The following is a 12,638-nucleotide window of genomic DNA, read 5'->3' on the forward strand; positions in this document are numbered from 1 at the left end:
TACTGTCATCCATCCGTGGCGGGAGGTTCCGCCTGGTGAGGTCGCCGCCGGTGCCGGGCGGTGAGGATGCGGGGAGAAGCAGGGGTGCATGCCTGAGCAGTTGGGGGCCTGGCTCCGTGGCCGTCGGGCGCAGCTGGGGCTGAGTCAGCCGCAGCTCGCCGAACTCGCCGGCGTCAGCACCCGCACCATCCGGGATATCGAGCGGGGCCGGGCGCGGTCACCGCACAGCCCGTCGGTGCTCAGGCTCATGGAGGTACTGGGACCGGGCAACGCTCCGGAACCCGGCGACGAACGGCGGCTCCGGCTCGACGTCCTCGGTCCCCTCCTGCTCCAGGTGGCGGGCCGGCCCGCCGAACCCGGCGCGGCGAAACAGAGCGCTCTGTTGGCCCTGCTCGGTCTGCACCCGGGCATCGCCGTGTCGCAGGACGAGATCGTCGACACCCTGTGGGACGGCCGCCCCCCGGCCAGCTCCCTGAACATGGTCCACACCTATGTGGCCCGGCTGCGTCGGCTGCTCACCTCGGCGACAGGCCCGGGGGACCCGCCTGGCGGCGTACTGCGCCGGACCCGGACCGGCTACGTACTGGACCTGGACGAACAGGACTCGGACGCGGCGCGGTTCACCGTCCTGGCCTCGCACGCCCTGCCCTCCCTCGCCGACGACGGGGGAGAGCCCGACGACCGGGCCGAGGCGTACGCGCAGGCCGAGGCGGCCCTGCGGCTATGGCGCGGTCCCGTCCTCCAGGGCATGGCGCCGGGGTTGCGTGAGCACCCCTCCGCCGTCGGCCTGACCCGGCTGCGCCTGTCCCTGGTCCAGGCGTACGCGGACAGTGCCCTCGCCGCGGGCACCACGGAGAATGCCGTCCACGAACTGCGCCGGACCGCCGACCTGGAGCCACTGCACGAAGGGGTCCACGCCCGGCTGCTGCTGGCGCTCGCGGCCTCGGGCGAGCAGGCCGCCGCCCTGAGCCTGTACACGGCGTTGCGCGACCGTCTGGACGACCAGCTCGGCGTCCGCCCGGGTCCGGAGCTGACCGACGCCCATCTGCGGGTCCTGCGCATGGACGTACCGCGCGCCGCCACCTCCCGGCCGCCGGCCGAGGCACCGGCCCCCGCCGCCCCGCCGATCGCTCCCGCCCTGCTGCCCTACGACGCCGCGTTCTTCACCGGACGCGACGATCACCTGGCCCGGCTGGACGCCCTGCTGCCCGTCCCCGGGGAGGGGCCCGCCGGTGGGAGCGGGGTCTGTGCCCTGACCGGTGCCGGGGGAGCGGGCAAGACCGCCCTGGCCGTGCACTGGGCGCACCGGGTGCGTGACCGCTTCCCCGACGGCCAGCTCTTCGTGGACCTGCGCGGCCATTCGCCGGAGGGCCCGGTACGCCCCGTGGAGGCGCTGGGCCGGTTCCTGCTGGCGCTGGGGGTGGCAGCGGAAGTCATCCCTGGGACGCTGGAGACCGCCGCCGACCTGTACCGGACGCTGGCCGCCGAGCGGCGGATGCTGGTCGTCCTCGACAACGCCGTGGACGCGGAGCAGGTGCGGCCGCTGCTGCCCGGCGGGCCCGGCTGTCTGGTGCTGGTCACCAGCCGCGACCGGCTGGCCGGGCTGGCCGCCCGCGACGGTGCCCGGCGGGTCGGTGTGGACGTGCTCAGCCCCGACGAATCCCGGCTCCTGCTGCATCGCACCCTCGGGGCGGCACGCGTCGACGCCGACCCGCGGGCGGCGGACGACCTCGCCCACGCCTGCGGACACCTGCCCCTGGCCCTGCGGATCGCCGCGGCAAACCTCGACCACACCCCCTGGCGCACGCTGGAGGAGCAGGCCGCCGAACTGCGCGAGGGCGACCGGCTGACCGCCCTGTCCGTCACCGGCGACGCCGCCACCGCCGTACGGAGCGCCTTCGACCTGTCGTACCACGCCCTGGACGCCCCGGCCCGGCGGATGTTCCGGCTGCTGGCCCTGGTGCCCGGCCCGGAGACCGGTCTGGACGCCGCCGCGGCCGTGGCGGGCCTCGCCCCCGCTCAGGCCGCCGGGCTGCTGGAACGGCTCGCCGCCGCCCACCTGCTGCGGGAACACCGGGCCGGCCGGTACCGCCGCCATGACCTGGTGGCGCTGTACGCGGCCGAGCGGCTGCGCCTGGAGGAGACCGCCGAGGATCGCAACGCGGCCTCCGACGCCCTGTACACCTGGCTGCTGAACGCCACGGGCCGCTGCGCCCAACTGCTGTACCCCGGCCAGGACCCCCTGCCCCCCACCGGCACCAGCGGCCCGGACGGCTGCACTCACGGCGACGGTGAGGGCGGCGCCGGCCGAGGCAACACCGTGCCCCCGCCTCGCATCCCCGACGCCGCCGCGGCGATCCGCTGGCTGGACGACGAACTGCCCAACCTCGCCGCGGCCGTCCAACAGGCCGCCGCCGAGTGCCACCCCGCCTCCTGGCGGCTCGCTTACACCCTCACCGGCCACTCCTGGACCCGCAAGACCGCTGTGGACTGGGCGGCCCTCGGGCGGGCCGCCCTGGACGCCGCCCATGCCGCCGACGAGCCCGTGGCCCAGGCCGCCATGCACAACCTGCTCGGCGCCGCGGACCTCCACAAGAGCCTCCCCTATGCGGCGATCTCTCACTTCGAGCAGACGCTCGCCCTCGCCGACGCAGGCGGCTGGCTGGAGGGCACGGCTGTGGCGCTCACCAACCTCGCCAGTGTGAACTGGCTCGTCGGCCGGCTGACACGCGGCGCGGAGTACCTGGAACGGGCCACGGAGATCGACCGACGCAACGGCATGCCGGACGGCCACCCGGTCGTCCTGCTCACGCTCGGGATCACGCTGCGCGACCTGGGCCGCCTGACCGAGTCACTGGACCGTCTGCGGCGGGCCGAGCGTGCACCGCGCAACCTCGACTCCCAGCACAACCGGATCCTGACCCACGCCAATCTGGGACGGACCCTGTACCTCCTCGGGGATCCCGCGCGGGCGGCGCACCACCTGAGGACCGCCCTGAAGATGGTCCGGGAGAGCGGCGAACAGGGCAGCGAGGCGTACGTGCTGCGGTTCCAGTCCTCCGTCCACCGCGACACCGGTGACCTCACCACCGCCCTGGACATGGCGACGACCGCCACCCGTCTCTTCGACCAGGACGGCGAGGAGCACTACCGCGCGGACGCCCGCATCGCCCTCGGCAGCGTCCTGCTCGTCCTCGGCCGCCCTGGCGAGGCGGATGTCGTCTACCGGGAAGCGCTCAAGCTGGCCGAGGAACGCGGCGCGGACGAACTGCGGGCACGTGCCCTGCTCGGCCTGGCCGCCGTGACCCACCCGCCAGACCGGGAGCAGATCTCCCGCGCCCTGGACATCGCCCGGGGCACGGAACACCTGATGGTGCAGGGCGAGGCCCTCACCGCCCTGGCCCGTGCCGAACTGCTGCACGGCGAAGCGGCCACCGCCGCCGCCCGCGCCCACGAGGCCCTCGCGGTGCACCGCGGAACCGGCTGGCGCAGGGCCCTGGCCGAGAGCCTCGACATCCTTGGCCGCGCCGTCGCCGCGACCGGCGAGGAGGACCCGGCCCCGTATCGGAAGGAGGCCCAGGACATCTTCCGCGCCCTGGGCATGACATCTCATCAGGACTCAAGTCTGTCGTGATCGTTCAGTACACGCGCAAGACTTGGGACTGCTTCTTGGATCATGTGCGGAGCCAGATCATGAGGGCTGCGAGGGTGACGGTGCCGAGGTAGATGTGGGCGCGTTTCTCGTAGCGTGTGGCGACGGCCCGGAAGCCCTTCAGCCGGTTGACGGCTCGCTCGACGGTGTTGCGTTTCTTGTAGCGCTCGTTGTCGAAGCCGGTGGGCCTGCCGCCGCGGGAACCGCGGTTGCGCCGGTGTCTTTGCTGGTCGAGGCGTTCGGGAATGGTGTGGGAAATGCCGCGCCGTCGCAGGTAACGGCGTTTCTTTCGCGACGTGTAGGCCTTGTCCGCCAGCACATGGTCCGGCCTGGTGCGAGGGCGTCCGACTCCGGTGCGGGGCACGGAAACATGGTCCAGGACACGCTCGAGTTGAGGGCCGTCACCGTAGTGTCCTGGCGTCGGGACGAGGGCGAGGGGGCGGCATCGTCCGTCGGCGGCGAGATGGAGCTTGGTGGTAAATCCTCCGCGGGAGCGTCCCAGGCACTCGCCGCCTGACCACCTCCTCCAGCCGGACGACCAGGTACACGGCGGGGAGCCGGAGCTGGCCGTGTTGATGCGGGTGCTGGGACGGCCGCTGGAGCAGTTCGCGGTGCTCTGCGGGGCGGGCGGGCTGGAGCGACGACCGGTCGAATCCACCACACGCGCCCCACGGCGTCCGTGGGGAATTTCTCTGCCGTACCTCTCTTGTTGGCCAGGTCTGGCTATCTTCGCCTCGCCCGGTCCGGCACAGGAGAGGTACATCCATGAGCACGCCGATCCACCGCACCTCGACACGGCAGTCCGCAGCCGTCCTGACGTCGGCCCGGCACCGTGACGGAGGGAGCCGGACCGGGAGTACGTCCGCACGCTCGCATGAGCGCGCCCTCCTGGAGATGCAGTCCCGCGCCGGCAACCGGGCCACGTCCGCGGCGGTGCAACGCATCCGGGACACCGAGAGAGGGAATGCGGCGGCGAACGGCGACGCGTCCCCCGGAGCGAAGAAGAACTATCGCGACCGGATCGCCGCGCTCCTCGACAGGTTCAAGAAGAATCTCGAACCCATCGACACCTTCATCAAGGGCTTCCAGACCCCCACCAACGCGGCCTTCACCCAGCAGGCCGCCGTGGCGGCCAACGAGGGCCTCAAGCACTCCGCCGCCGCCTCGGGGACCTCCGCAGCGTCGGGCAACCTCCTCACGGAGGCCGCCGGCACCCTGGTCAGTGGCATGGACGCGTACAAGAACATGAAGGACAGCAAGAAGCACGAGACCGGGGCCAACCACCACACGGCGAAGAAGAAGGCCAAGACCAAGGGGGTCGACACGGTCGTCGGCGCCGCCGGTTCGGGAAGCTACAGCGCCGCCATCGCCAAGGAAGTGACCAAGATCCAGAAGGCGGCGGACGCCGCGGTGGCATCCGAGGCGAGCGGTATCGCCAGCGCTTCCGTCGGCGCGATCAAGGGCATGCGGTCCGCCTTCCGCATCGGGGGAGCAGCCAACAAGTACAGGCAGGTCAAAAAGCTGGGAGATCCCCACCTCGTCCAGGCGGGGTCACTGGCACGGCTGAACGAGTCGCACGAGCAGGCCGGCTGGGCCGCAGCGGAGGCTTACGTCGCGCTGGACACCTACTGGAAGCATGAGGGCCCGGGACGGCTGGAGCTCGTTTCCGAGGCCATCGACGCCGCATGGGAGGCGATGGGCGAAGCCCGTGACGCCGCCGAGAACCTCCAGCACGCTGAAAACGACGTGGAAAAGCTGAGCAAGGTGCAGCAGTACGCGAAGAAGAAGCAGCTCACCAAGATCGGCAAGGAGACGGCCGGCGGCGGGGGCGAGTCCGTCAAGGCCGCAGCCGGCGTCGTGACGGCGGTCGCGGCGGGAACAGTCGGGCTGGCGAGCAACCCGGTCGGATGGGGCCTCGCCGGGGCCGGGGCCGGTCTCGTCCTCGGCGTCACCATGTACAAGGCGCTGCGTGCCGCCACGAAGCGCTACGAAGAGGTCCACCACCCCGAGCGCTGGGCGCTGCAGGGCGAGACCCCTGCGGAGGCCGCCTCCCGCAAGGAGTCGCTGAAGCACGCGATGAAGTTCTGGAAGAAGGTGTCGAAGGGCGAACGCCAGGCCATGGCGCGCGAGATCTACGCCCTGGCGGCAGGCCCCGACATCTCCCGGAACACCACAGCCGAGATGCGGGAATCCGCCAGGTCCCTGCTCATCGCCCTCAAATCCGGCCCCGCCAAGCACAAGCTGGAGCCGGACGCTTGGGCCGAGACCCTCAACGACCCGGCGAAGACCTCCGGTTGGATCGCGGAGATAGCGGAGCAGCTGGCCTCGGGGTGACCTGGAGCGGGATTGGTGAGGGCCGATCGCCGGCGTCGGTCGCGGACGACGAGATCGGCGAGGCCCTGAACGACTCGGGAGGCACGGGCCCCGAGGCCGACAGGCCGGCCCGGACGGGTCGCAGGAAGCGCCGTATTTCATCCCGGTCACCGTCGCGGTGACCGTGGCCGCCTCGGTCGCCGGCGCCGCGCTCTACCTCGATTCGGACCCCGGGGGACGCCGCCGCCCAGGGCGGCGCGAACGCATCCGCGACCCCGTCCTACTCCCGCTCCCCGTCCCCGAGGGCTTCCAACTGGTCACGGACGAGACCCTCGGCGTCTCTTTTCCCGTCCCCTACGGCTGGAAGGCCGGCAAACGGACGGCCCAGCCGGTCACTTACACCGAGGAGACAGGTCTGTCCGAACTCACGATCGGTGTCGTGGGCCCCGCCGGCTCACACCCCCTGGCCCACTTCGAGGACATCGAGGCGAACACCAAGACCCACTACCCCGGCTCGCACCGGAGGCTGTGGATGCAGCAGACCACCTTCCGTGGGCAGCCGGCGGCCGTCTGGGAGTTCACCTTCCGGGGCCGGGCCCGCGTCTTCCGTGCCATCGACCTCGGATACAGCCGCGAGGGCGAACGCGAGTACGACATCTACCTCTCGGCCCCGGACTTCGACGGGGACGCCTACCGTCCCACCTTCGACAAGGTCAGGGACGGCTTCAGCGCAGACGTCTCCTGATCCCTGCCCGGGCGCGATCCACCGGCCGGTCATCTTCCCGGGGCGCGTGCGCCTGCCGTCGGCTGCGCCACGAACAGCCTGAACCCGGCGGCCTGGTGAGCGGGCCACGCTCGCGCGAATCCGGGCGGGCCGCCGCCCGGCGCGACGAGGGCGGCGACGGGGACGCGTTCGGCGGTGCGCAAAATGCCGGCCCGGGTGATGTTGGCGTTGTTGCCGTGAGTGTGGGCGGAGGAGCAGCCCGCGTAGTAGGCGATGGGGATGGCGTAGGCGCCGGTCAGCAGACAGGGCGGCCGCACGCCGAGGCGCCGCAGCTCGGCGGCGACGCGGTCCCAGTCGCGGTGGAAGGCGACGGTGCGTTCGACGGTGCGTGCCAGCACGGTGTACTGCACCGCCAGATGCCCGAGGACCCCGGCCACCACGACCGCCCCGAGGACCGGCCGCCACGCTCCGCCCGGCCGCCGGACGAGACTCAGCAGCGCGTCGGCGACCGGGATCGCGAGCAGGGCGTACGCGGGCAGCAGGAAGCGCGGAGCGGCGTACCCGATCAGGAACAGATAGGGGACCGCGGCGGTGGCGGCACAGACCAGCGGCACCACCGTGGGAGTCGCCCGCCCGGCCCTGAGTGCGACGGCCAGCCCGATCGCGGCCAGCACCGGCAGCGCGAACCACCAGGCGAAGATCGCCGGATGCGGCAGGTCGCCGGTGCACGGACGGCACAGGGTTCGCCCCACCAGAGCGCGCAACTGGTCGTCGACAGCGATGTTCCAGCCCAGCCCGCCCTGGATCCGCGACGCGTCGGCCAGTCGCCGCGCCGGCCCGCCGAACTGGGCGTACGCCTCGACGACCCACGCCCCTGCCCCGGTGGCCAGCCCCACCACCATCGCCCCCGCCGGCCGCGGCTGCCGCCACTCCCGTACGCCCACCAGCAGCACGAACAGCGGAAGGGTCACCCACAGGGTGTCCGTGGGCCGCATCCACGCCATCAACGCCGTACCGGCGCCCGCACCCCACAGCGCCGCCCGGTCCCCGGGGTTCTTCCGCACCCGCAGGAAACAGCCCACGCAGACGAGCGCGCCGACCGCGACCCAGTAGTTGGGCATGGCCTGCGGCCCATAGAAGAGCGTCACCCACAGGGACGCGAACAGCGCCCCCGCGACCGCCCGCACCCGCACCGGGAACAGTCCCCGCCACGCGCGCAGGGCGAAGTAGAGCCCCATCCCCGACAGCACCGCCAGATATACCCGCAGCAACGCGGTGGATGACGACCACACGGCGACCGGCGCCACCAGCACCGGCACCCCCCGTGCACGCGGGGCGCTGAAGAACGCCGCCGGCGCATGTGGGCTGACCTGGCTGACATACACCGTCTCGTCCCAGCCGAGCCCCATCTCCGGTGGGACGAGCAGGAGTTGGGTCAGCGTGAAGGCTCCGGCGACCATGGCGACGGGGCCGAGCACCGGCGCGACGGCCGCCGGAACGGCGGTGGGTGTGACGGCCGGAGCGGCGCTCCCGTTCACACGCATGGGCCCTCCCGGAGAAATGAAGACAAGCCTTCAAAGAGACAAAAGGATGAGATGCCGACCGCACCCCGAAAGACGCGACGCACCGGCCCGCGCCCCTCTCTCACCCACCCGGCCCAGCACGTCGCGAGTCGCCCCAAGGGCCTCTCAGAGAGGGGTTCCTTCGCCCGGTGTGGGGTCCCCGGCCCGCAAGTGCCGGACGTCACCCGTCCGTTGTGGCTGTGCACACGTCAGTCGGTCGGCGGGGGCGGAAGCGACGACAGTTACCGGTCGGCCGGCGGGACCGGGACCGGAGCCCAGGGCTGCGAGTGGGACGGAGATGCGGCCGGCCGGTCGTCGGACCGTCGGCCGATCCGCTGGGCCGCTCCGCCGCACGGGGCTGTCGGCCACCTGGTGTGCGCTGCCCCCGGCCCGCCGACGGAGCGTGAGACACACCACTTCCCGGAACGTCAGCGTCCGCGCTGCTCCAGACGGGTGATCGCGCCTTCACTCAGGTGCCGGGCATCACCAAGGGGCGGAGCGGGCCTTGAGAGTGCGATGAGGCGGCATACCCCGAGGGTGTTGAGGACCAGGCCGAGAGCGCCGATCCAGCGGGCCGCCGTGGTCCGGCCGCGGCCAGCGGCCCCAGCCACGGCCGGTCTACCCGCTCGCCCAGCCGGTGGCACAACGGGTCGTCCTCGCCCCGCGCCCGAAGCCGCATACCCCCGCTTGCCCGCCACGCCAGCTCGGCCATGGCTGGGTCCAGCAGTGCGTCGGCGACGGCCCATCATTTCGGGGAAGACGGCCGCGTCCCGTCCCACGATCCGCCACCGCTAGCTCCCGGCGTTGCCGCCGGCCACCTGGTGCAGGCGCTGCGGCCAGACCGCCGCGCGCTCCCAGTGGAGCGCCTGCTCCCACCCACCGGGTTACCACCGCATGAGCCAGCGCGAACACCCGCCGCGCCACACCCGCCCACCGCCGCTGCGCCGCGGTCTCCTCCGGCACACCTCGCACGTCCAGGAGCCAGTGCCCGTGGGATCCGGTGGACTGCGCGCCGTGCGACGCCCCCGACGGGCACCCGCTCCTGGCGGATCTTCCGCGCTTCCACGTCCGTGGCCCTGGCGAGAAGCTGTTCGAGGAGGCGTACAACTGGGCGCGGCCGATGACGGATGCCGAGTGCACGCTGCGTCACCTGGTGGGCATCGACGTGCATATGGCCTTCGCGGCGGGTGCCAACGGCTTGGTCGTCGGCCTCGGTGCGCCCACCCACGTCAAGAAACCGGTGTTCGACCCGAAGCTGCCCGGCTCCCGGTGAAGCGCATGCCCTGGTCGAGGGGGCCCACCGCCGGCAACCGCGTGGCACCCGTGCCGGTGCGTGGGGGTTCCGTCGGGCCTCCCCCGGGGAGGGGAAGGCCCGACGGCGCCTCATGGGGTCCCGGGCGGTGTGGGTGTTCCGCTAGGAGGCGTCACGTACCGTGCCGGTGAACTCCGGGCCCTCGACCGGCGCTCCGTCGGCGTCGTAGGTCCACAGGAGCAGGCGCAGCGACTCCGTGTCCTCGCCGAGCTGGTCGGTGACGGTGGGCACGGACACGTCGATGCTCAGGTCGCCCGCGGGCACTTCGGACATGAGCAGCGCGTCGTTCGGCAGGGCGGACAGGGGCCGCTCGGGATCCGGCGAGGCCCGGAAGGTCTCCTCCAGCCACGTCGCGGGGACGTCCTTGGTGGACAGTTCGGTGCCGTCGGGGACGGGCAGCAGTTGCAGATCCGTCCACGTCACGACATCGGCGACCGCGGAGAGGCTGATCCGCCAGACCAAGGGCCGGCCCTCGGTGACCTGGTCGGCGACCGGTGTCACGGTCACCGTGGGCTGGGGGTCGTCGTTCTGCGCGGTGACGCCGCCCAGGTAGGAGCCGACCAGGGCGCCGCGTACGGTCTTGACGGCCACCCGGTGGAGATCGTCGGCGCCGTAGCGGGTGTTGCCCTCGACCGTGACCGGCACGTCGACGCGGGTGCCCGCCCGGACCCGCACCGTGCGCACGACCTGCTGGTCGCTGCCCGGCTCGTCCACGAACAGCCGGACCTCGCCGCTGCCCGACCCGGAGACCTGTACCGGCACCTGGTAGGTACGCGTGCCGGAGTCGCCCTCCTCGACGGTCAGCCCGCCGACGTCCACGCGCGGCAGCCGCGCGGGCTCGACGACGGGCGTGCCGGGACGCCAGCCGTGCGCGTCCACCAGCCAGGCCGTCCCGGACCCGGTGCGCGGGGTCAGGTGGAGCGTCTTGACGTGACCGAGGTCGATGCGCTCCCGCGTCTCGGCGGTGAGGGGTACGCGGACCTCGCGCGCCCAGTAGGAGGAGGTGCGGGAGGTGCCCGGCAGACCGTCGACGCCGACCCGGCCGAGGTCCGCCCGCCGACCGGCGGTGTCGGTGAGGGCGACGTCCAGCTCGGTGCCGGTGGTGTTCGGCGGGACGATCACGCGCAGGCTCAGCGACTTCGCGCCGGACAGGGAGACCGGGCGGGCGGGGCTGAGCTCGGTGGCGGTGCCGGCGCGGCTCCAGTTCATGGCCAGCGCGTACCGGTCCGGCTCCTTGCCGGGTGACACCCTGCGCCACTGGGCGAAGTGCGGGGAAGCGGTCCTGAGTTCGGGGTCCAGGCAGGAGACGTCCGGGTCCGGGTCCACCTGGGCGCACAGCCGGCCGCCGCCGACCGTGGCGGAGGGAGCCGGGAGGAACGCCCCCGAGCGGGCGGCGCCGACGGCGTGCGTGAGGACGCGGGCGGATCCGGCGGAGGCGGCACGCACGGGGGAACCGTCGAGCAGCGGGCGGGCCCGGTCGTCACCGGCGACGAACAGCCGGGCCGCGGCGGCTATGTACGTCGAGCCGGCCTTCTGCTGCTGCTCGGCGCTGAGCCGGGTGGCGGTGCCAGGCGAGCACAGCGGGTCGTGCTCGTCGCCGCCGTAGGAGAAGTCGTCGTCGGCCGGTGCCGTGGCCTGGCCGGGGGTCCACTCGCTGTTGAAGTAGTTGTGGTTCGCGCCGGTCATGTAGACCGCGCTGTGCAGGGCCCTGCCGCGGCTGACCCCCCGGGTGCCGTCGACGTAGAGCTCGCCCTGAAGGTCGATGACGTCTCCGTCGCAGCCCGGCAGGATCGTCACGGACGGCACGTCGGGTGCGGGGTTCTGGCCGAAGATCGTGGGGCCGATGAGGACGGTTCCGCGTATCGTCCAGCGGGTTTCGCCGTGGTAGCCGTCCTTGTCCGCGGGCGGCGGGGCGAGGCTGTCCAGCGCGGCCCGGTCGGCGCCCTCACCGCCACGGGAGTGGCCCACCAGCAGCACCCGGCCGAGGTCGGCGCCGGGCGCCCGGCGTACGGCCTCGGGGGCCGTGGACGGGTCGGCGGCCCAGGCCGCCCAGTGGGCCAGGTGCAGCCGTATCAGCGAGGAGCGGGCCTGGGCGCCGGCGTCGGTGGCCTGCCAGTCCTGGGCGTTGATCGAGTTGGCGGAGATCGAGACCGTCACATAGCCCTGGGAGGCGAGGAGTTGCTGGTCGTGGAGGTAGCCGCGGTAGCTCGGGACGGCCTCGTGGTCGGACGGGCACGGCCATTCCAGGGTCAGGTCGTCGCCCTTGAAGCAGGTGGAGTGGCGGCCGTGGAGGAACAGCGCCAGCGGGCGGCTGCCCGGGGCGTCCTCCGGCGCGACCACCACGGCCTTCATCTCGACGTCGGTGTCGTAACCGGGCAGGTGGACCGACGGCAGGGAGTACTCGCCGCTGGTCGTACGGAACGAGCCGGGCACGCCGGGGTCGACCTCGTTCACGGTCGCCGCGCGGGGCAGGAGCGACGGGTCCGACGAGTCGTCGAGTTCACGGCGCTCACGGGCGGCGGCTTTCGCTCCGGCCACGTCCAGACGGCGGCCCGCGGCCTCGACCCGCAGATCGTCCGTGCTGCCGAGGCGCACCCCGTCGAGCGGCAGCCGGAACGTGCGCCCGTCCGCGGCGGGTCTGGGAGTGCCCAACAGGCGTTCCCCGCTGCGGAACTCGACCTGGGCGTCGCCCACCGGCACCTTCTCGGGCGCCCGCCACACGAGCTCTGCGGACTCCCCGGAACCGGTGGTCAGCCAGCCTTCGGGAAGTCCCGGAGACGCGGGGGCGGACGGCCGCCCGGGCTCCGGTTCCGGCGCCGCGAGTGCCGTCCCCGGCACCACCAGCGCCACCGTGAGGGCCGCTGTAACAGCGGCCACCACGCGCGAGACACGGATCACTTCTTGTTCCTCCTGATGGTCGGTGCCCCGGGAACCCCACGGGCCCCGGGCTCCCCCGGCGCACCAAATGCAGCACATCAGATCGCCCTGTCACCTCTTCGCACAGCATTCGCACAACATCCGACCGCTGCGCACATCAAGTGGCTTGAAAACAGAGGCTGTTGGGCCGCGATCGCG

6 protein-coding genes and 1 pseudogene are annotated in these 12,638 nt (G+C 72.7%); 4 read left to right on the forward strand and 3 right to left on the reverse strand.

Annotation, left to right across the window (positions count from 1 at the left end; all coding sequences use genetic code 11):
* Positions 1-88: 88 nt before the first annotated feature.
* On the forward strand, positions 89-3,634 hold the full coding sequence (locus STRBO_RS0123705) for a BTAD domain-containing putative transcriptional regulator (RefSeq protein WP_005476570.1): 3,546 nt from the start codon (positions 89-91) through the stop codon (positions 3,632-3,634).
* A 40-nt stretch (positions 3,635-3,674) separates the two neighbouring features.
* On the opposite strand, the gene STRBO_RS41965 is transcribed toward STRBO_RS0123705, so the two are convergent.
* Complete coding sequence (locus STRBO_RS41965) at positions 3,675-4,415, reverse strand: IS5 family transposase (RefSeq protein WP_078531390.1); 741 nt, start codon at positions 4,413-4,415, stop codon at positions 3,675-3,677.
* A gap of 2 nt (positions 4,416-4,417) precedes the next feature.
* On the opposite strand from STRBO_RS41965, the gene STRBO_RS0123720 reads away from it, so the two are divergent.
* Together STRBO_RS0123720 and STRBO_RS0123725 are read left to right on the forward strand one after the other, a co-directional pair.
* Positions 4,418-5,986: a hypothetical protein gene (locus STRBO_RS0123720; protein ID WP_005476578.1), complete on the forward strand. Its 1,569-nt coding sequence runs from the start codon at positions 4,418-4,420 to the stop codon at positions 5,984-5,986.
* Positions 5,987-6,149: 163 nt separating this feature from the next.
* Positions 6,150-6,710 (forward strand): serine/threonine protein phosphatase, encoded by a 561-nt coding sequence (locus STRBO_RS0123725; protein ID WP_245170611.1) that lies wholly within the window; start codon positions 6,150-6,152, stop codon positions 6,708-6,710.
* A 29-nt stretch (positions 6,711-6,739) separates the two neighbouring features.
* Here STRBO_RS0123725 and STRBO_RS0123730 read toward each other — a convergent pair whose 3' ends face one another.
* Complete coding sequence (locus STRBO_RS0123730; RefSeq protein WP_005476586.1) at positions 6,740-8,233, reverse strand: hypothetical protein; 1,494 nt, start codon at positions 8,231-8,233, stop codon at positions 6,740-6,742.
* A gap of 881 nt (positions 8,234-9,114) precedes the next feature.
* On the opposite strand from STRBO_RS0123730, the pseudogene STRBO_RS0123735 reads away from it, so the two are divergent.
* Positions 9,115-9,518 (forward strand): annotated as a pseudogene (locus STRBO_RS0123735) (telomere-associated protein Tap); the annotation flags it as partial.
* A 147-nt stretch (positions 9,519-9,665) separates the two neighbouring features.
* On the opposite strand, the gene STRBO_RS0123740 reads toward STRBO_RS0123735, so the two are convergent.
* Positions 9,666-12,461, reverse strand: a complete 2,796-nt coding sequence (locus tag STRBO_RS0123740; protein ID WP_005476588.1) for an alpha/beta hydrolase family protein — start codon at positions 12,459-12,461, stop codon at positions 9,666-9,668.
* Between the last annotated feature and the right edge of the window lie 177 nt (positions 12,462-12,638).

Origin of the sequence: Streptomyces bottropensis ATCC 25435 (genome assembly GCF_000383595.1) — a bacterium.
In the GTDB taxonomy this organism is placed as follows: Bacteria; Actinomycetota; Actinomycetes; order Streptomycetales; family Streptomycetaceae; genus Streptomyces; species Streptomyces bottropensis.

Coding starts and splice junctions, on each gene's coding strand:
- STRBO_RS41965 (WP_078531390.1), bottom strand. CDS start 4,415: ATGTACCTCTCCTGTGCCGGACCGGGCGAGGCGAAGATAGCCAGACCT.
- STRBO_RS0123730 (WP_005476586.1), bottom strand. CDS start 8,233: ATGCGTGTGAACGGGAGCGCCGCTCCGGCCGTCACACCCACCGCCGTT.
- STRBO_RS0123705 (WP_005476570.1), top strand. CDS start 89: ATGCCTGAGCAGTTGGGGGCCTGGCTCCGTGGCCGTCGGGCGCAGCTG.
- STRBO_RS0123720 (WP_005476578.1), top strand. CDS start 4,418: ATGAGCACGCCGATCCACCGCACCTCGACACGGCAGTCCGCAGCCGTC.